Annotated in this window: 17 protein-coding genes; 9 read left to right on the top strand and 8 right to left on the bottom strand. The window is 61.7% G+C overall.

All coding sequences use genetic code 11. The features are described 5' to 3' along the window. Positions 1 to 132 precede the first annotated feature (132 nt). The 3 genes from ISN39_RS03335 to ISN39_RS03325 form a co-directional block, all read right to left on the bottom strand. Positions 133 to 3,594, bottom strand: a complete 3,462-nt coding sequence (locus ISN39_RS03335) for a chromosome segregation SMC family protein (protein WP_194729168.1) — start codon at positions 3,592 to 3,594, stop codon at positions 133 to 135. A gap of 78 nt (positions 3,595 to 3,672) precedes the next feature. After that, a complete protein-coding gene (locus tag ISN39_RS03330) occupies positions 3,673 to 4,365 on the bottom strand; it encodes a DsbA family protein (RefSeq protein ID WP_074066931.1) in 693 nt (230 codons plus the stop codon). 285 nt (positions 4,366 to 4,650) lie between these two features. Further along, on the bottom strand, positions 4,651 to 5,139 hold the full coding sequence (locus tag ISN39_RS03325) for a DUF721 domain-containing protein (RefSeq protein ID WP_194729167.1): 489 nt from the start codon (positions 5,137 to 5,139) through the stop codon (positions 4,651 to 4,653). A 97-nt stretch (positions 5,140 to 5,236) separates the two neighbouring features. Here ISN39_RS03325 and mutY point away from each other — a divergent pair, with 97 nt between their 5' ends. Together mutY and ISN39_RS03315 are read left to right on the top strand one after the other, a co-directional pair. Next, positions 5,237 to 6,328 (top strand): A/G-specific adenine glycosylase, encoded by a 1,092-nt coding sequence (gene mutY / locus ISN39_RS03320; protein ID WP_194730091.1) that lies wholly within the window; start codon positions 5,237 to 5,239, stop codon positions 6,326 to 6,328. Between the two features lie 26 nt (positions 6,329 to 6,354). Beyond that, positions 6,355 to 6,972: an HAD family phosphatase gene (locus ISN39_RS03315; protein ID WP_194729166.1), complete on the top strand. Its 618-nt coding sequence runs from the start codon at positions 6,355 to 6,357 to the stop codon at positions 6,970 to 6,972. Between the two features lie 102 nt (positions 6,973 to 7,074). Here the strand turns inward: ISN39_RS03315 and ISN39_RS03310 are convergent, their stop codons facing one another. After that, complete coding sequence (locus tag ISN39_RS03310) at positions 7,075 to 8,223, bottom strand: site-specific DNA-methyltransferase (protein ID WP_194729165.1); 1,149 nt, start codon at positions 8,221 to 8,223, stop codon at positions 7,075 to 7,077. 142 nt (positions 8,224 to 8,365) lie between these two features. Between ISN39_RS03310 and ISN39_RS03305 the strand changes: the two genes are divergently transcribed. After that, positions 8,366 to 8,773: a nucleotidyltransferase domain-containing protein gene (locus ISN39_RS03305; protein WP_348651966.1), complete on the top strand. Its 408-nt coding sequence runs from the start codon at positions 8,366 to 8,368 to the stop codon at positions 8,771 to 8,773. A gap of 211 nt (positions 8,774 to 8,984) precedes the next feature. Here the strand turns inward: ISN39_RS03305 and ISN39_RS03300 are convergent, their stop codons facing one another. Then, on the bottom strand, positions 8,985 to 9,332 hold the full coding sequence (locus tag ISN39_RS03300) for an antibiotic biosynthesis monooxygenase (protein ID WP_194729164.1): 348 nt from the start codon (positions 9,330 to 9,332) through the stop codon (positions 8,985 to 8,987). Further along, the gene (locus ISN39_RS03295) at positions 9,329 to 9,658 is read right to left on the bottom strand and encodes an NIPSNAP family protein (protein WP_074066926.1); all 330 of its coding nucleotides are present in this window, start codon (positions 9,656 to 9,658) and stop codon (positions 9,329 to 9,331) included. The genes ISN39_RS03300 and ISN39_RS03295 overlap by 4 nt, the downstream gene beginning before the upstream one ends. Before the next feature lie 73 nt (positions 9,659 to 9,731). On the opposite strand from ISN39_RS03295, the gene ISN39_RS03290 reads away from it, so the two are divergent. Together ISN39_RS03290 and ISN39_RS03285 are read left to right on the top strand one after the other, a co-directional pair. After that, complete coding sequence (locus ISN39_RS03290) at positions 9,732 to 10,418, top strand: metalloregulator ArsR/SmtB family transcription factor (protein ID WP_194729163.1); 687 nt, start codon at positions 9,732 to 9,734, stop codon at positions 10,416 to 10,418. Positions 10,419 to 10,538: 120 nt separating this feature from the next. Beyond that, a complete protein-coding gene (locus ISN39_RS03285) occupies positions 10,539 to 11,228 on the top strand; it encodes an HAD family hydrolase (protein ID WP_194729162.1) in 690 nt (229 codons plus the stop codon). 19 nt (positions 11,229 to 11,247) lie between these two features. Here the strand turns inward: ISN39_RS03285 and ISN39_RS03280 are convergent, their stop codons facing one another. Continuing rightward, positions 11,248 to 11,898, bottom strand: a complete 651-nt coding sequence (locus ISN39_RS03280) for a hypothetical protein (RefSeq protein ID WP_170250151.1) — start codon at positions 11,896 to 11,898, stop codon at positions 11,248 to 11,250. A gap of 197 nt (positions 11,899 to 12,095) precedes the next feature. Between ISN39_RS03280 and thrC the strand changes: the two genes are divergently transcribed. The 4 genes from thrC to ISN39_RS03260 are packed head-to-tail and all read left to right on the top strand — an operon-like array spanning position 12,096 to position 18,372. Next, on the top strand, positions 12,096 to 13,496 hold the full coding sequence (gene thrC / locus ISN39_RS03275; protein WP_194729161.1) for a threonine synthase: 1,401 nt from the start codon (positions 12,096 to 12,098) through the stop codon (positions 13,494 to 13,496). A gap of 25 nt (positions 13,497 to 13,521) precedes the next feature. Continuing rightward, positions 13,522 to 14,820, top strand: a complete 1,299-nt coding sequence (locus ISN39_RS03270) for a pitrilysin family protein (protein ID WP_022716446.1) — start codon at positions 13,522 to 13,524, stop codon at positions 14,818 to 14,820. 28 nt (positions 14,821 to 14,848) lie between these two features. Beyond that, complete coding sequence (locus tag ISN39_RS03265; RefSeq protein WP_022716447.1) at positions 14,849 to 15,463, top strand: GNAT family protein; 615 nt, start codon at positions 14,849 to 14,851, stop codon at positions 15,461 to 15,463. Continuing rightward, complete coding sequence (locus ISN39_RS03260; RefSeq protein WP_074066922.1) at positions 15,460 to 18,372, top strand: sensor domain-containing phosphodiesterase; 2,913 nt, start codon at positions 15,460 to 15,462, stop codon at positions 18,370 to 18,372. The genes ISN39_RS03265 and ISN39_RS03260 overlap by 4 nt, the downstream gene beginning before the upstream one ends. Positions 18,373 to 18,479: 107 nt before the next feature. Here ISN39_RS03260 and ISN39_RS03255 read toward each other — a convergent pair whose 3' ends face one another. Further along, positions 18,480 to 19,565: a putative zinc-binding metallopeptidase gene (locus ISN39_RS03255; RefSeq protein ID WP_194729160.1), complete on the bottom strand. Its 1,086-nt coding sequence runs from the start codon at positions 19,563 to 19,565 to the stop codon at positions 18,480 to 18,482. Between the last annotated feature and the right edge of the window lie 52 nt (positions 19,566 to 19,617).

Genomic DNA, 19,617 nt, shown 5'->3' with positions numbered 1-19,617 from the left:
TAAGCCCGCATCTCAGGTCCGCCATCTAGAAACAACTTCTAATTCAATTCTGGAAAAAGAGCATCACCCAATTGGGTTAACGCGCCCTTTGGGACGTGACCTTTTTTGGGTATTTATGAAAGTGCTTATTTTTCAGGCCGTTTCGCGAAGGCGTTCGGCGGTTTGCAAGTCGACGGAAACAAGCTGCGATACACCTTGCTCAGCCATCGTTACACCAAAAAGTCGATTCATGCGCGCCATGGTGATTGGATTGTGAGTAATGATCACGAATCGGGTCTCGGTCGAGGCCGCCATTTCATCCATCAGATTGCAATAGCGCTCAACATTGTGATCATCCAGCGGCGCATCCACCTCGTCCAGCACGCAGATTGGCGCCGGATTGGTGAGGAAGACGGCGAAGATCAGGGCCATGGCCGTGAGCGCTTGCTCGCCGCCCGAAAGCAGTGTCATCGTCTGCGGCTTCTTGCCGGGCGGGCGGGCGAGGATTTCGAGGCCCGCCTCAAGAGGATCATCGGATTCGATCAGCTGAAGCTCCGCCGTGCCGCCACCGAAAAGATGGGTGAAGAGGCGCTGGAACTGGCCGTTGACGACGTCGAAGGCGGCGATCAGGCGTTCGCGGCCCTCGCGGTTGAGGCTCTGGATCGCGCCGCGTAGCTTGCGGATGGCGTCGATGACGTCGTCACGCTCCCTGATCAGCGCCTCGAGCTTTTCGGTGAGTTCCTTCTGCTCTTCCTCGGCGCGGAGGTTCACGGCTCCGAGGCGCTCGCGCTCCATCTTCAATCGCTCCAGCTCACGCTCGACCTCGCGCAAGTCGGGAACGGACTGCATAGCCTGCAGGCCTGTCAGACGGTACGCCTCATGTGGCGGAACATTGAGCATTTCCCGGATTCGGCTTTCGCTCTCCTGCCGCTTCTCGCGCGCAGAGACGAGGCGCTCTTCGGCGCGGGCCCGGCGCTCGCGGCTTTCGGCAAGTTCGGAAAGCGCGGTGGCGGCCTTATGATCGGCTTCGCGCTGCACGAGTTCGGCGGCAGCGAGAAGATCGCCGGCCCCACGGCGGGCGGCTTCTGCTTTCTGCAATTCGTTCAGCAGCGCTTGGCGCTTGTCCTCGAATTCATCCGGCGCCATTTCGAGTTCGGCCGCTTCCTCGCGTGCCTCCTCCTCGCGATCGCGCAAAGTCGCGATGTGATCCTCGGCGCTTGCGGCGCGCTGGCGCCAGGTCTCGCGCTCCTGGCCGATCGCAATGATGCGGCGCTGGCGAGCCTCGTTCTCGCGGTTCAGGCTTTCGTGGCGGGCGCGCGCTTCGGCCGCAAGACCGCGATCGGTCGCGACCTCGGCTTGCTGCATGCGCAGCCGGTCGTCGAGTGCGGTGAGATCCGGCGCATCCTCGAGCTCGATGCGCGCGGTCTCTTCCTGAACGGCGAGGTCTTCCTGCTGCGACTGGAGCTGGTTGACGGCTTCCGCAACCACGTCGCGACGGCGGATGAGATCGCCGGAGGCGCGTTCGGCGGCAGCCAGCGCGTCGCGCGCCTCGGCAAGATGACGGGCTGAAAGGCGGCTCATGTCACGGGCTTCGTTGAGCTTGCGTTCCTCGCCGCGAATGGCTTCGCTCGCCATGGCAAGCCGCTCCTCCGCTTCAGCCAGAACATCGCGAGCGAGCGAAACTTCGCTTTCCAGCTCGCCGAGGCGGTTCTTCTGGGCAAGGCGCAAAGCGGCGGCACTCGGCGCATCGGCGCCGGTCACATGGCCATCCCAGCGGTAGACGGCGCCATCTTTCGTCACCAGGCGCTGGCCGGGCTTCAAGTCGTTCATCAACCGCATCGCGTCGCCATCGGCGACGAGGCCAATCTGCTTCAAGCGGCGCGTCAGTGCAGCCGGCGCGCCGACATGGTTCAGCAAGGGCACGACACCGGCCGGCAGTGCGGGATCGGAAGTGCCATCACCATTTCCCGACCAGTGGGCAGGCGCCTTCGCATCAAGGGGCGATTCCAGATCGTCGCCGAGTGCGGCGCCCAAGGCCGTTTCGAAGCCGCGATCGACGCGGAGCTCATCGGCAACCGGCGGGAATTGCCCTGCCGCCGCACCCGCAGCAAGCATGCGCGAGATCGTGCGGCCTTCGGTTTCCAGCGCATTCAGCTTCGAGCGCGCCTGATCGACCGGCGCGCGTGAAAGCGCTTCGGTCTCTCGCGCTGCGGAGAGCGCTTGTTCGACCGCCTGGATCACCGTTTCGGCCTCGGCGACAGCCATCTCCGCAGCTTCGACCACTGCCCGCTTTTCATCGGGATCGGGCAGCGCAGTGATCTTTTCAACCACACTGGAGAACTCGCGGTTTGCTTCGTTCATCTGCCGTTCGAGGCGCATCTTGCGGTCTGCGAGATCGCGGATCGCCCGTTCCAGCTGATGGCGTCCAGCGGCAGCTTCGGCGCGCTCGGCGGTCAGCGCCGCGAAAACGCGCTCGCTGTCGGCAAGCTTTGCCGCAGCACCTTCGAAAGCCTCGCGCAGTTCGTCGGCATGGCGGCCAGAATCGGCCAATATCTCCGCAATATCCGCCTCCTCGGCATCGAGCCGCGAAAGGATCGCAGCATTGTCCGACACCAGCCGCTCCTCGCGCTGAATGTCCTCGGCGAGTTGCGCCAGGCGGCGGTTCAGTTCGTCGCGGCGGCGCAGGATGCGGTTTGCGTCGTCCTCGAGCTGCGACTTTGCGATCTGCAGCCGCTGGAGGGCAGCGGCGGCACGCGCCTCGCTCTCGCGGAGCTCCGGAAGCTTCAGGCTGGCCACCCCTTGAGCCTTTGCGGCCTCCATCTGGATCTGGGCCTTTTCCGCAACGACGACGGTCGCCTGGTTAAGGGCGCTGTCGGCCTCGGCTTCCGCCTCCTTCGCCTGCACCCAGCGGATATGCAGAAGTGTGGCTTCGCGCGCACGGATTTCGGCAGACAGCGTCTTGAAGCGGTTCGCCTGACGCGCCTGGCGCTTCAGGCTCTCGATCTGGCCTTCAAGCTGCGAGGTCACGTCATCAAGGCGTTCGAGGTTGCCTTCGGCGGCGCGCAGCCGCAGTTCGGCCTCATGACGGCGGGAATGCAGGCCGGAAATGCCGGCGGCCTCTTCCAGCAACTGGCGGCGGGCCTGGGGCTTTGCCGAAATCAGCTCGCCGATACGCCCCTGCCCGACCATCGACGGCGAGCGCGCGCCGGTCGAGGCATCGGCGAAGAGAAGCTGCACGTCCTTGGCACGGCTTTCCTTGCCATTGATTCGATAGATCGAACCCTGTTCGCGCTCGATGCGGCGGGTCACCTGAATTTCGTCGCTGTCGTTGAACGCGGCGGGCGCCATACGCTCGCTGTTGTCGAGATAGAGCGCGACTTCGGCCGTGTTGCGCGCCGGGCGGTTTCCCGAACCGGAGAAGATCACATCGTCCATGCCGGAGGCGCGCATGTTCTTGTACGAGTTCTCGCCCATCACCCAGCGCAGCGCCTCGACAAGATTGGACTTGCCGCAGCCGTTCGGCCCGACAACGCCGGTCAGGCCCCGCTCGATAATGAATTCCGTCGGCTCGACGAAGGATTTGAAGCCGATGACGCGGAGCTTGTTGAACTTCATGCGGCGCCCTCACGGCGCGCAGAACAAAAAACGGGCGCACGGCTTTCGCCGCCGACCGTCATCTTGAAACGGTTCGGATCAAAGCAGGCTGTCGATGAGGGCCGACATGGTGTCAACCGGCATGTCTCCAGAATAACGCTTCCCGTTGATGAGGAAAGTCGGCGTGGCATCGATGCCGAACTCCTTGGAGCCCCTTTCCCGCGTGGCGTTCACTTCATCCAGAAGCTTCTGGTTCGTCAAGCACTTCGTAAAACTATCCTCACTAAATCCAGCGAGTTTGGCCATCTGGAGAAGTGCAGCACGGCGATCTTCAGCGGCGGCCCAGGTTTCCTGCTGCTTGAAAAGCATGGAAACCATCGGAAAATACTGTTCCGGCGTGCTCAATTCTTCCGGCTTGGAAGCGTTGCAGCGAGCGAGCATGAAGGCTGCTGCAGCGGCCGGATCGAACGGGAATTCGCGGATGATGAAACGCGCCTTGCCGGTGTCCACGTATTTCTTCTTGATCTCGTCGAAGGTTGTGTTGTGGAAGTGGGCGCAATGCGGGCAGGTCATCGACATATATTCGACGATGGTCACCGGCGCATCTTCTTTGCCGAGCCCCATTTCTGGCAGCGGGCCGGGCTTCAGCACTTCCGCCATGTCGACATCACCAGCCGGCTGCGGAAGTTCGGCTGCTGCGTTTGCCGTGCCGGTAACCGCAAGTGTCGCGGTCGCGGCGGCCATGCCGCTCAGAAGCTGGCGTTTCGTCAGTTGCATTTCAGAGATCAGCATGGGTTCCCCTAATCGAGAGTGGCGGCTGAATGTGCGATATAACGGCACGCGGCCGCGAACAAGGCACGCTTCGGCAACTTTCTTCAAAGAATTGTGACCTTGGTGGGACGAAAGCTGACGTTGCGAGCCGCATCTGCAATTTCAGTTTTGCCAAAAAGCGGCAGGCGTATTTCTGCCAGTATGGAACAGCTTGAGTATTGAACGCTGCTTTTCTCAATTCTATAAGCGATGGGGACCCGTTTCTCGAATACAAGAATGCGAACGAAGACGGTTTTTCAAAGTGCGTTATCTGCTCCGCTTGCCCAGCACCGCAGTGCCCAGCCGCTTCACCGCCTCGCGCAGCTTGTCGCCCTCGATGCCTTCCATCATGTCTTCAAGCTTTCGGGCAGCCTCGCCCTTCAGTGGCGGCGGAGTGCGGGAGCGCTTTGCCGCTTGCGAAACGGGCTTCTGGACGATGCGGATCTGGTGGACGGCAGCAAAGCCGAAGAAGCTGTTGATGCGCTGGATGAGTTCGCCCTGCGCGTGCGTCAAAAACAGAGCGCGCGCGCCTTCGCAGGCAATCGTCAGGACGCCGGGTTTATAGGTGTCGACTTCATTGCCGCGCGCCCAGGCGATCTTTTCCGGACGTGTGCAGTCGGCGAAATCCTCGCCGGCAATTTCATCCCAGGAACCAAGCAGCGCGGTGTTGATGCCGGCCCGTTTTGCAAGCACCGGGTCGATCAGGCCGTTCGCCAGTTCGGATATCTGCTTTTCAGCTTTACGTGGATAACTCATCGAAACCTTCGGATGCCGCCGCCAATCGGCGCTACCACCTTGATCGCGCAGCATTGCTCCGCCAAGTATAGGGCACTTCCCCGTCCCGCGGCAAATGATGACATCAACGACACTCGACGCCCCTTCCGCAACGCCTCTTCTCGACTGGTACGACCGGCATCACCGCGACCTGCCCTGGCGCGTCTCCCCGCCGATGGCGGCGCGTGGCGTGAGGGCCGATCCCTATCGCGTCTGGCTTTCGGAAGTCATGCTGCAGCAGACGACCGTGCAGGCCGTGAAGCCCTATTTTGCCAATTTCCTGGCGCGCTGGCCAACGGTTCGCGACCTCGCCGAGGCGCCGAACGACGATGTCATGGCAGCTTGGGCGGGGCTCGGCTACTACGCCCGCGCCCGCAATCTCAAGAAATGCGCAGAAGCGGTCGCCACGCAACATGACGGCGTCTTTCCGGACACGGAGGACGGCCTGAAATCGCTGCCGGGCATCGGCGACTATACGGCAGCGGCGGTCGCGGCGATCGCTTTCAACAGGCAGGCTGCCGTCATGGACGGCAATGTCGAGCGTGTGATCTCCAGGCTCTACGCGATCGCGACTCCGCTTCCGGCCGGCAAGCCGCTGATGAAGCAGAAGGTGGCGCTCTTGACGCCAGCCGACAGACCCGGCGATTTCGCGCAGGCGATGATGGATCTCGGCGCAACCATCTGTACGCCGAAACGGCCGGCATGTTCGCTCTGTCCGTTCAGGGGATCGTGCGAGGCGCTTCGCCTGCATGATCCCGAGCAGTTTCCGGTGAAGGCGGCAAAGAAGGAAAGGCCGGTCCGGCGCGGTGCAGCTTTCGTCGCCGTGACCGCTGACGGCGAAATCCTCCTGCGGCGGCGGATCGCAAGCGGGCTGCTCGGCGGCATGACGGAGGTGCCGACGACCGCTTGGACATCGCGCGCGGATGGGGAAACTTCCGCGGATGCAGCGCCCTTCCCGGCACAATGGGAACCATGCGGCAGCGTCACCCATGTCTTCACGCATTTCGAACTCCGGCTTTCGATCTACCGCGCCGCGATCCCATCACGAATTCAGACTGATGACAAATGGTGGGAGCCGGTTACAAATCTTGAAGCGCAGGCGCTGCCGACCATCATGAAAAAGGCAATCGCCACGGCTATTCCTCTTGTGTTTGCAATGCACAAGGGATGACATTTGCAATGCACAAGGGATGACATATGACTGCATCAATCCATCATATCGTTTTTGATATTGGCAAAGTTCTTCTCCACTACGATCCGAATATTCCCTACAGCCGCCTCATTCCCGACGCGGCCGAACGCAAGTGGTTTTTCGACAATGTCTGCACCCATGATTGGAACGTCGAGCAGGACCGCGGACGCACCTGGGCGGATGCCGAAGCTCTTCTGATTGAAGCCCATCCGATGCGGGAAGAGCATATCCGCGCCTTCCGCAAGTACTGGCACGAAATGGTGCCGCATTCCTACGAGGACAGCGTCGCGATCATGGAAGCGCTGATTGCGGAGGGCCGCGATGTCACAATGCTGACGAACTTCGCATCCGATACGTTCCGCGAGGCGCAGAAGCGCTTTGCCTTCCTGACGAAACCGCGCGGCGTCACCGTTTCCGGCGATGTCGGGTTAATCAAGCCGGATATCGCGATCTATGAAACGCATACGAGGAGCTTCGGCCTCGAGCCGGCGGCGACGATCTTCATCGACGACGCGCCTGCGAATGTCGAAGGCGCAAGGGCGGCAGGATGGAACGCCGTGCTTTTCACCGGTGCCGACCAGTTGCGCAGCGATCTTGCTGACTATGGCGTAAGGGCAAGGTGACGGACTGGCGTTGAAAAGAAAGGCGCCCGGGGTGTTGATCCCGGGCGCCGTAGGCCTTCTTCCGCAACTGGAGGTACAAAAACCGGAAGAAGGTAGTCTCGATCAGGTCAGGCCGCTGCTCAATTCCGCCTTCGCCAGATCACTGCGGATCACAGACCGCAAATCATCGATGGGGCGCAGGGATTGCCCGTCGTCGAAGTGCCAGAATGTCCATCCGTTGCATGCATCGAGCCCCTGCACTTTCGCGCCGAGACGATGAATCGAACCAGCCTCGCCGCCGGAGGCAACCGTGCCGTCGGCGCGGACGATCGCACTGTAGCGGCGGCGGGCATCAGTCAGCACCTGGCCGGGTTTGATGAGGCCGCTTTCCAATAGTGCATTGAAGGCGACGCGAACCTCCTGCTTCTTGCCGGTCATGACGGTCAGCTCTGCCTTGCCGAGCGGCTCGACGGCGGCAATGCGGGCAGAGGCCGCATCGATATAGTCCTGTTCCCGCTCGATGCCGACGAAGTGGCGGCCGAGGCGCTTGGCGACAGCACCGGTGGTGCCGGAGCCGAAGAACGGATCGAGTATGATGTCGCCGGGTTTCGACGACGCCATGATGACACGGGCGAGCAGCGCCTCCGGCTTCTGCGTCGGATGAACTTTCTTGCCATCGTCGCCCTTCAGCCGTTCGCCGCCGCTGCAGATCGGGAACAACCAGTCGGAGCGCATCTGCACGTCGTCGTTGGCAGCCTTCATCGCATCGTAGTTGAAGGTATAGCTCTTGGCCTTCGCGTCCGGGCTCGCCCAGATCATCGTCTCATGGGCATTCTGGAAGCGGCGGCCCTTGAAGTTCGGCATCGGGTTGGTCTTGCGCCAGATGATGTCGTTGAGAATCCAGAAGTTCAGGTCCTGCAGGGTCGCGCCGACCCGGAAGATATTGTGATAGGAGCCGATGACCCAGATCGTGCCGGTAGGCTTCAGCACGCGGCGGCAGGCAAGCAGCCAAGCGCGGGTGAACGCGTCGTAGGCTTCGAAGGACGCAAACTGATCCCACGCGTCATCGACGGCATCGACAAGCGACTGATCCGGGCGATGAAGCGTGCCGCCGAGCTGGAGATTGTACGGAGGGTCAGCGAATATGACATCGACGGAATTGGTCGGCAAAGCTTCGAGGGCTGCAACACAATCACCCTTGATGATCGTGTCGATCCAAGAACCCGGTGTTGCGGAGGTCTTGAGATCGGCAAGCGGAAAAACTGACGCCATATGGATACTCGCTTATACACATTACGCTTTTACTCGCCGTTATGGTTACTCAAGTTGGTTACCAAAGCCTGAACCGGTGGATGATTTCGGGAAATAAATGCAGGACGCGGAAATAAAGTCGCCGCCGCGCTAGACTTCCTTCGTGAAGAGAAACGAAGCCATTGAGAGACTGAAGCGACGGGCCGACGCCATCCGGGCGCTCGGTGCAACTTCGCTCTACCTTTTCGGTTCGGTCGCGCGTGACGAGACAGGCCCGGCGAGTGACCTCGACCTCTTCATCGACTCCGATCCGGCAAGCCGCTTCAACGCCCTCGGCCTCATCGGCATCAAACTCTTCCTAGAAGACGAGCTGCATCTGCCCGTCGATGTTCACGACACGGGACAACCTTCATCCCCTGTCGAAGGACAGGATCGAAAATTTCGCCTCGCAGGTCTTATGACGCCCCATGACATTCTTCGGGCAATTGCCATCATCGAGACGGAAATCGCCGGCAAGCCGTTCGACGACTGCCGGAACGACAATCCTGTCTCGCTCTGGAGCGCGCCATAGAGATCATCTCGAAAGCCAGCCGCGGCATTCGGACGATCTCAAGAACGCGAGGCCGGAAATTGCCCGGGCCCAGCGCCAAGGCGATCGGAAACGTGCTGAGGCACGAGTATCATGCCTTTCCGGCAGGATCATCTGGGGCGTCATCGTGAATGAACGTCCCGAAATCCGGATCGCTGTCGCGGCCATTCAAAGGCAGGTGGATGAAGCCTGACTAAGCTGCATGCACCTGCCGGCTATCGACCGGCGTTTCCCCCCGCTCGAACATGCCGTAGTCTCGAACCACATGGCCGATGCGCAGGCGGTAGTCGGCGAAGATGCCGTTGCGGCCGGCCTTCTGCGCGGCGCGGTGGGCTTCGAGATTGCGCCACTCTTTGACCGCCTCCTCGTCACGCCAGAAGGATAGCGATAGCAGCTTGCCGCGCATCGTCAGGCTCTCGAAGCGTTCGATGGAAATGAAGCCGTCAATCTTTTCCAGTTCGGCGCGCAAGTCGCCGGCGAGGTCGAGGTATTTGTGGCGTTCGCCCATATAGGGTACGACTTCGAAGATGACGGCGATCATGGCAGCACCAGCGGAGAATGAGGGACGGACACGTTCTTCAGGAAGATGCGGTCTTCCTTCAGGATGAAGCGCCCGCGTTTGGCGAATTCGTAGTTCTCCTGGCCGAGCGGATCGGCTGCGAGGCGGGCGCGATAGGCCTCATAGGCGGCGAGGGTTTCGATGTTGTAGACGCCGTAGGCGGTCGTCGCGGACCCCTCGTGGGGGCCGAAATAGCCGATGAGATCGGCACCGTTGCGCGGTATCGCCTGCCCCCAGGCACGGGCATACTCGGTAAAGGCATCCTTCTTGAACGGGTCGATCTCGTAGCGGATGAAGCAGGTCAGCATCACTTTTCTCCTTTGCTTGTGAAAGGCGTTTTCGCACATTGTGCGACGACAATGCTTCGGTTACGATCGAAGTATGAAAGAAGGACCGGATATTGCCCAGATCGGAGCGCTGATCGGCGATCCTGCCCGCGCCAACATGCTGGCTGCGCTGTCGGGCGGCCGGGCCTTGACGGCGACCGAGCTTGCGGAAGTGGGTGGCATCACCCTTCAGACGGCGAGCACGCATCTCGCCAAGCTCGAAACCGGCGGCCTGCTTACTCAGCGAAAGCAGGGCCGCCACCGCTATTTCACACTCGCAGACGAAGCAACTGCCCTGCTGATCGAGAGCATGATGGGTTTCGCCGCCAGCCGCGGACATCTGCGCCACCGGCCGGGTCCGAAGGAACCGGCGCTGCGCAAGGCGCGCATCTGCTACGACCATCTGGCCGGCGATTACGGCGTGCGCATGCTCGACAGTCTGATGGCTTCGGGTGCGATCGACGCAATCGGCGAAGGATTGTCGGTCACCCCGAAAGGCGAGAGCCGGCTGCAATGCATCGGAATAGATGTCTCCGGCCTCAAATCGTCCCGCCGCCCGCTCTGCCGCTCTTGCCTCGACTGGAGCGAGCGCCGCGCGCATCTGGCGGGCAGTCTCGGCAAGGCGCTGCTTTCGACTTTCTTCGACAGGGGCTGGGCGCGGCGGACGGCGGGAAGCCGCTCGGTGATCTTTTCGCCCGAAGGCGAGCAGCAGTTCCTGTCGCTCTTTCCGCTGGAAGCCTGAGCCGCCAAACGTCAGCCGCGAGCCGCCCGCGCGGCGCATTCCAGCCATGCCGGCGTGCCGGTTGAGCTTTCGACGGCCATCGTGTAAGTCGCATCATCCCCCAACAAGGCTTGAGAGTACATGGACGGCTTCGACCTCATTATCTTCGACTGCGACGGCGTTCTGGTCGATTCCGAAATCATAGCGGCGGATGTGGAGTCCAAGCTTCTGACCGACGCAGGCTATCCGATCAGCGTCGAAGAGATGGCGGAGCGCTTCGCAGGCATGACCTGGAAGAACATTCTTCTGCAGGTAGAACGCGAAGCGAGCATTCCGCTTTCCGCCTCGCTGCTCGACAAATCCGAAAAGCTGCTCGACCTGCGCCTCGAACGGGACGTGCAGGCCATTCCCGGCGTCGAGTTCGCCATCTCGCGCCTTGATCTGAAGCGTTGCGTCTGCTCGAATTCCAGCGCGCACCGACTCGACATGATGCTTGGCAAGGTGGGACTGAAGGAGCTATTTGCTCCAAACGTCTTTTCCGCAAAAGATCTCGGGCCGGATCGCGTCAAGCCGAAGCCGGACATCTTCCTGCATGGCGCCGAGACGATGGGAGTCTCGCCGTCGAAGACGGTCGTCGTGGAAGATTCTGTCCATGGCATCCATGCGGCACGCGATGCCGGCATGCGCGTCATCGGCTTCACCGGCGCATCACATACCTATTCCTCGCACGCCGACCGCCTGACGGATGCCGGCGCGGAGACGGTCATCTCGCGGATGAAGGATCTGCCGGGCGTCGTTGATGCTCTTTCGGAATGGGCTGGCGTTCTCTAAAAGAGGGACAGGCCGGCTCTTAGCTGCTCTTCTTGGTCTTCGCGGCCGGGCCCTGATCGAAACCGATATTGACGCGAACCAGGGCGCCGGAGCCGACGGGCAGCTTGAAGCCGTCCTTGCGGAAGAGGACCTGAGCGGCCGTCTGCCCTGCCGGAATTTCGGCAGTAAACGGAACCACTTCCGAAGTGACCACATCCTGTCCGTCGAAGGCGGTGATCCGGACCGGCAGCGTGACGCGGCCGGGGCCGCCGGCCGGGCCGGCGATCAGGCGGATCTGCGCCACGACAGTCATCGTCAGGTTCTGTTCGTTCAGCGTGCACTGACGCGTGTAGTCCCCGATTGCCGCCTGATGGACGATCTGGCTGTTGTCACCCGTCTTGCCCTTGGCATAGGTGCGGAAGATCGCGTCCTGATCCTTCATGAAAATCTGCGGGCAGGAGCCCTGCACGACCGGCTGCGCAGTACCTTGGACGTTGGTCGCCGTGCCGATCGGCTTGTCGCTGGAAGACGGATTGGCGGGCGCAAGCGGCATGATCTGGGCATTGCCGTTTGGCTGGGCCGGCGCTTCGGCGGACTTGCTTTCACCGCCGACGCCCAGCGAATTGCAGCTTGCAAGCAGAGCGGCGACTGATACGGAAACGATGAGACGCGAGACTTTGCCGAACACGATTATTCCACCCTCTTACAAAGTTTCTGGCAGGCCCGAAGTCTTGCTTGCAGGGCCTTTCGTGACAGTTTGCGATGGTCTATATCAGCGGCGCAAAGAAAAATCGATTGGGTAAGCACCGTTTTGACGCACATTTCGATCTGCTGCAACTTCGGCGCCTGGATCCTCTATCCGGATTTCCTCCGGCCATAACGTCAAGGATGAAGAACGTGGACTATATCTCGACCCGCGGCGAGGCCCCATCTCTCGGCTTTTGCGATGCGTTGCTGACGGGTCTTGCGCGCGACGGCGGCCTGTATGTCCCGCGGCAATGGCCGCATTTCTCCAAGAAGGAAATCCGGGCGCTGCGCGGCAAGAGCTACCAGGAGATCGCGTTTGCGATCCTATCGCCCTTTACGAACGACGAAATCCCCGCCGCCACATTCCGGGCGATGATCGACGAGGCCTACGGCACCTTCCGCCATCCGGCGATCGCCCCGCTCGTCCAGACGGGACCGAACAGCTTCGTCATGGAGCTTTTCCATGGCACCACGCTCGCCTTCAAGGACGTGGCGATGCAGCTTCTGGCACGCCTGATGGACTATGCGCTGGAAAAGCGGGGCGAGCGCGCGACGATCATTGGCGCAACGTCGGGCGATACGGGCGGTGCGGCCATCGACGCCTTCGCCGGCCGCGAGCGCACCGATATTTTCATCCTCTTCCCGCACGGCAAGATCTCGCCGGTGCAGCAGCGGCAAATGACGACCTCGACGGCTCCCAATGTCCATGCGCTGGCGGTCAAGGGCAATTTCGACGACTGCCAAAATCTCGTCAAAGCGATGTTCAACGACGCCGCCTTCCGCGACAAGGTTCGCCTTTCCGGTGTCAACTCGATCAACTGGGCGCGCATCATGGCCCAGATCGTCTATTACTTCACGACGGCGATCACACTCGGCGGGCCCGATCGTAAGATTTCGTTTACGGTACCGACCGGCAATTTCGGCGACATTTTCGCGGGCTATGCGGCCAAACGCATGGGCCTGCCGATCGGCAAGCTGGTGATCGCGACCAACGAGAACGACATCCTCGCCCGCACGATGAAGACCGGCCGCTACGACATGAAGAAGGTCAAGGCGACGACCTCGCCGTCGATGGACATTCAGATTTCCTCGAATTTCGAGCGCCTGCTTTTCGAAGCCTATGATCGGGACGCTTCCAAGGTGCGCCATGCGATGGACAGCCTGAAGCAGTCGAATGGCTTCGAGATCGCGCCGAAGGCGCTTGCCGCCATCAAGAAGGACTTCCGCGCCGGCCGCGCCAGCGAGAAGCAGGTGGCGCAGACGATCAAGAATACCTACGCCGAAACCGGCTACCTTCTCGACCCGCATTCGGCAATCGGCGTCTTCGTTGCCGCCAAGCACGACAAGCCGAACACTCCGATGGTGACGCTTGCGACCGCGCACCCGGCAAAATTCCCCGCCGCGGTAAAATCCGCCTCCGGTATTGACCCGGCGCTTCCGACGTGGCTTGCTGGACTGATGCTTAAGGAGGAGCGCTTCCAAGTCGTCGATCCGGAACTTAAGGCCGTTGAAGGTTTTATCGGCAAGCACGCCCGGACGTGATGCGGCAGGCGCAGAAAGATAGCCAATGACAGTTGAGTGCACCCGGCTCAAATCCGGGCTGACAGTAGTAACCCAGACCATGCCGCATCTTGAAAGCGTCGCTCTGGGCGTCTGGATCAAATCGGGTTCGCGCAACGAAACGGAAGACGAGCATGGCATAGCCCACCTGCTCGAACACATGGCTTTCAAGGGTACCGCACGCCGCTCGGCCCGCGACATCGCCGAGGAAATCGAGGATGTGGGCGGCGAAGTGAACGCGGCCACCTCGACCGAAACGACGTCCTACTACGCCCGCGTGCTGAAGGATTACGTGCCGCTCGCCGTCGATATTCTCGCCGACATCCTGACCGAATCGGCCTTCGAGGAAGACGAGCTCGAACGCGAGAAGCAGGTGATCCTGCAGGAGATCAATGCGGCGAACGACACGCCAGACGACGTGGTCTTCGACAAGTTTTCCGAAACCGCCTATCGCAACCAGACGCTCGGCCGCGCCATCCTCGGCACGCCGGAGACCGTCGTCTCCTTCTCGCCGCAACAGATCCGCAACTATCTCGGCCGCAACTATACGACCGATCGCATGTTCGTCGTTGCCGCCGGTGCAGTCGATCACGACGAATTCGTGCGCATGGTGGAACAGCGCTTCGCGAGCCTGCCGACCGCGCCGAGCGCGCCGCCGGTCATCGAGACCGCCCGCTATATCGGCGGCAGCGTGCGCGAGACGCGCGACCTGATGGACGCGCAGATCCTGCTCGGCTTCGAGGGCAAGGCCTATCATGCCCGTGACTTCTACTGTTCGCAGATCCTTGCCAACATCCTCGGCGGCGGCATGTCCTCCCGCCTCTTCCAGGAAGTGCGCGAAATCCGCGGCCTCTGCTATTCGATCTATGCCTTCCACTGGGGCTTTTCCGACACCGGCATCTTCGGCATCCATGCCGCAACCGGCGGCGAGAACCTTCCTGAACTCGTACCGGTGATCATCGACGAGTTGCATAAGTCGGCCGGCTTCATCGAGCAGAAGGAGATCGAGCGTGCCCGCGCGCAGATCCGCGCACAGCTTCTGATGGGACAGGAAAGCCCTGCCGCCCGTGCCGGCCAGATCGCCCGCCAGATGATGCTCTACGGCGGCCCGATCTCCAATCAGGAAATGATGGAACGGCTCGAGGGCATCACCATCGAGCGACTCACCGACCTCGCCGGCCGACTGTTCTTCGACACTGTGCCGACGCTTTCGGCAATCGGCCCGCTGGAGCAACTGGCACCGACGGAAGATATCGTCGCCTCGCTGTCCGCTCCCCTGCCGCAGTCGAAAACTGCAAGCCGCTGAGCCGCGTTCCATCTGCCGGGAGTGATCGATGCCAAAATCGGTTTTTCGATTCCTGTCGCGGCAGCCGGAGGCGGTGGAGCTCGAGAACGACCGCTATGCGCTGAGACTTCCGCGCTATCAGGATTTCAACCAGTGGCACAAGCTGCGCTCCGCCAGCCGCAAGTTCCTGGAGCCCTGGGAACCGACATGGCGTCGCGACGAGCTGACAGAGGGCGCCTATCGCGCCCGCGTCATCCGCGGCAAGCAGGAGTACGCGTCCGGCCAGGCGATCCCGCTGTTCCTGTTCCTAAAACCAGACATGGAACTGCTCGGCGGGATCACGATCGGCTATATCCGCCGCGGCGCGGCGCAGAGCTGCATGATCGGCTACTGGATGGGCGAGAAGCATGCCGGCCAAGGCCATATGTTCGCCGCACTTCAGTTGGTTATACCCTATATCTTCGCAGGGCTTGAGTTGCACCGTATCGAGGCAGCCTGTATTCCGGAGAACGCACGAAGCATTCGCCTGCTTGAGAAAGCCGGGTTTCAGCGGGAAGGCTATCTGCGCGGATACTTGAAAATAAACGGTCAGTGGCATGACCACGTGATGTATTCACTGCTTGCCACCGATACGGATACAGGCAGGAAAACCGACAGCCGATGACCACGAACCGCATGCTGCCCAAATCACCGTCCGGCCGATTGATCGCGGTGATCGCAGCTCTTTTCCTGTCGATGCTTGCATTGGCTGCAGGCGTTGCGCAGGCGGCGGAACCCGTGAAGATTTCCCGCGACGACACCGCGCTCGATTTGACCGCGACGACGGAAATCTATGCCAATCAGGGCGAGGCCTTCCAGGTCTCGACGGCCGCAGGCGCAGACGGCATCCGCCGGCGCATCGAGGTGCGTGCCAGCTCCGAAAACCACCAGGGCGACTGGGCCGTCTTTGCGCTCGCCAACGTCTCGGAAGAACAGCTCGAGCGCGTCATCGTCGCTCCGCATTTCCGCCTCGTGAATTCCAAGCTTTTCTGGCCGGACCTCGGCTCGCAGCGCATCATGGCGATCACGCCGAGCGAGGGCTTTGCGCTCGACCGCCAGCCGAGCGACGAGGCCGACGTCTTCCGCATCACTCTGAACCCCGGCGCTGTCATCACCTTCGTGGCCGAGCTTGCGACGCCCGACCTGCCGCAGATCTACCTGTGGGAGCCGGACGCTTACAAGGACACAATCAACGCCTTCACGCTCTACCGCGGCATCGTGCTCGGGATTGCCGGACTTCTGGCCGTGTTCCTGACGATCCTCTTCGTGGTCAAGGGAACCTCGATGCTGCCGGCAACGGCGGCACTTGCCTGGGCGGTGCTCGGCTACATCTGCGTCGACTTCGGTTTCCTCGGCAAACTCGTCAGCGTCGCCTCGGCGGACCAACGAATATGGCGCGCCTGCGCGGAAGTGGCGCTGGCGTCGAGTTTCGTGATCTTCCTGTTCACCTATCTGAACCTCAACCGCTGGCACACGCATCTCGGCTATGCGACGCTTGCCTGGGTGCTCGGCCTGGCTTTGCTCTTCGGTGTCGCGATCTATGATCCGTCGATCGCCTCCGGTATTGCGCGACTTTCCTTCGCGCTGACGGCGACGATGGGCATCGTGCTCATCATCTATCTCGGCTTCAACCGCTACGACCGCGCCATCCTGCTGGTGCCTGCCTGGGCGCTGATCCTGGTGTGGATATTCGGGGCTTGGCTGACCGTTACCGGCCGGCTCGACAACGACATCATCCAGCCGGCGCTCGGCGGCGGCCTCGTCCTCATCGTTCTGCTGATCGGTTTTACGGTGATGCAGCACGCCTTTGCGGGCGGCGCCTTTCAGCAGGGTCTGTTTTCCGATCTCGAACGCCAGTCTCTGGCGCTGACCGGCTCCGGCGACATGGTGTGGGACTGGGACGTGGCGCGCGACCGCGTCGTCACCATCCCGGATGTTTCCATCAAGCTGGGCTTGTCGCCGGGGACCATGCATGGCGCAGCCCGCAACTGGCTGCCGCGGCTTCACCCGGACGACCGCGACCGATTCCGCGCGACGCTGGACGTGCTGCTCGAACATCGTCGCGGACGGCTGAACCACGAGTTCCGCATCCGCGCCGAGGACGGGCATTTCCATTGGCTGCTGATCCGCGCGCGGCCGGTGCTCGGCTCGAACGGCGAGATCATCCGCTGCGTCGGCACGATCGTAGACGTCACCGAGCAGAAGAATTCCGTCGAGCGGCTGCTGCATGATGCACTGCACGACAATCTCACGGGCCTGCCGAACCGCCAGCTCTTCATCGACCGCCTGCAATCGGTGCTGGCGCTTGCGCCCGGCGGCGAAACGCTCAGGCCGACGGTGATGGTGATCGATATCGACCGCTACAAGCTGGTGAACGATTCGCTTGGCGTCGCAGCCGGCGACAACATTCTGATCGCGCTGACCCGCCGCCTGCGTCGCCTGCTGAAGCCGCAGGATACGCTGGCGCGCCTTGCGGGCGACCAGTTCGGTCTCATTCTCGTTTCCGAGCGCGATCCGACGAAGGTCGCCGATTTTGCTGATGCCGTCAGCAAGGCGATCATGGTGCCGATCAATTTCGGCAATCGCGAAATTATTCTGACGGCCTCGATCGGTCTCGCCTCCTGGGTAGACCAGCAGGAAAACGCAGCCGGAATGCTGAGCGATGCCGAGCTTGCCATGTATCGCGCTAAGCGCGCCGGCGGCAACCGCGTCGAACCCTTCCGCCCCGCCTTCCGCGATTTCGGCGCCGACCGCCTGCAGCTCGAATCCGATCTCCGCCGCGCCATCGAGCGCAAGGAGCTCTCGATGGTCTACCAGCCGATCGCGCGGCTGGAGGATGTCGAGATTGCCGGTTTCGAGGCGCTGATGCGCTGGGAGCATCCGAAGCGCGGCAACATCCCGCCGTCCGAATTCATCCCGATAGCCGAGGCCTCGGACATCATCGGTCCGCTCGGCATGTTCGCGCTCGAACAGGCGACCAGCGACCTGATGGCCTGGCAGAACCAGACCGGCGAGCTGCCGATCTTCGTCTCGATCAACCTGTCGAGCGTGCAGCTCCTCAACAACGAACTCTATGACGACGTGCGCTCAGTTCTTTCGAAGACTCATTGCGAGCCGTCGCGCCTGAAGCTGGAGCTGACGGAATCCATGGTCATGGAAAATCCGGAACAGGCACGGCTCGTGCTGCAGAAGCTCAAGGAAGCTGGCCTCGGACTGGCGCTCGACGACTTCGGCACGGGCTACTCGTCGCTTGCCTATCTTACCCGCTTCCCCTTCGACACGATCAAGCTCGACAAAGCGCTCGTTCGCGATGACAGCGACAAGAAGGCAACCATTCTAAGGTCGGTCATCTCCATGGCGCGCGAGTTGGGGATGCAGGTGGTCGCCGAAGGCATCGAATCCAACGAGGATGCCATCGAGCTCGCCAAGATGGGCTGCAGCTACGGGCAAAGCTACCTCTTCGGCCCGCCGATGGGCTCCGATTCCGTGCTGCGCCTGCTGAAGGAACGTTTTCCACTGACGAAGCGGGCTTAGGCCTTTCAAATCAATGCTGGCGACTACCCCTCACCTGTCCTGTCCCCGCGTCAACCGCATGGCCCTTCCCCCGTCGGGGAGAAGGGCTCCGGCAGGCGGATGAGGGGCTACGCCGCAGCCTTCCGCGACATCGCAGACGCGACCTGAATGAGCTTGTGCAGATATTCCAGCTTCGCGACGACAGCCCGCGACAGCACGAAGGGATAGGAATCCGGCTGGCCCATGCTGCGCTGAATGGCGTTGATCGCGACGCTGAGCGGCACCCAGGCGCTGACGAGCTGTTCAGCGCTTTCCGCCCTGTATGGATTAAAATCCACTTCCGAGGCCATTTCCTCATGGCCGCGGGGATCGATGGCGATGCCGAAGGCGCGGGCCGTTTCCAGCGTATCAACGATATGGAGGTAGTGCGCAAAGCACTCGGCAAAATCTTCCCACGGATGTGAGGATGCATAGGCGCTGATGAAGCTCTCCTGCCAGCCGAAGGGCGGACCGCTGGCATAATGGTTCTGAAGGGCTGCGCCGTAATCCTGTCGTTCGTCGCCGAAGTCGGCGCGGAAGGCATCTAAGCCATTCCTGTCCCGCACCAGCTTGTTCCAGACGAAGTGGCCGGCCTCATGGCGGAAGTGGCCGAGCAGCGTGCGGTAAGGCTCGTTCATCATGGTGCGCGCTTGTTCGCGGGTGGCGTCATCGGCTTCCGCCGCACGGATGGCGATCAGGCCTTCCTCATGTCCGGTCATCGCGGGGAGGATATTGCCGTCGTTCTGAACCGTATCTTCGAGGATATCGAAAACGAGGCCGCCGACGGGATCTTCCTCGCGATCCGGATGCGGCAGGTTCCAGCGCAGCAGCGAATAGAACAGATGGCGCTGCGCCTGACTGATGCGGCGCCAGCGGGCGATGCCGTCCTGGGTTCCGGTGTTCGGCACCAGTCTGTTGTGGCGGCAGGCGATGCAAAAATCATGGGGGTCCTCATCCGCAAGCAGCCAGTTGCAGATATCGAGACCGGCATTGGCGCAGAAGCGGATCCTGCGCTCCGGACGTGCGACGAGCTGCCACTGCATCTCATCGCGCGGCTCGAGCGCGTGCACGCAGAGATCATCCGGCATGAAGCCCAGGCGATGATTGCAGCGGACGCAATGGCGGTTGTCGAAGTGGACGACCTGGTCGCAATTATCGCAGGCGAAGAGCCTCATGATTACCTCGACGAATGGTGACGAACCAAAATGCCTGTTGCGCGGCGCGCAA

Source organism: Rhizobium sp. 007 (assembly GCF_015353075.1).
In the GTDB taxonomy this organism is placed as follows: domain Bacteria; phylum Pseudomonadota; class Alphaproteobacteria; order Rhizobiales; family Rhizobiaceae; genus Rhizobium.
This window is presented reverse-complemented; position numbering and strand designations above follow the sequence as displayed.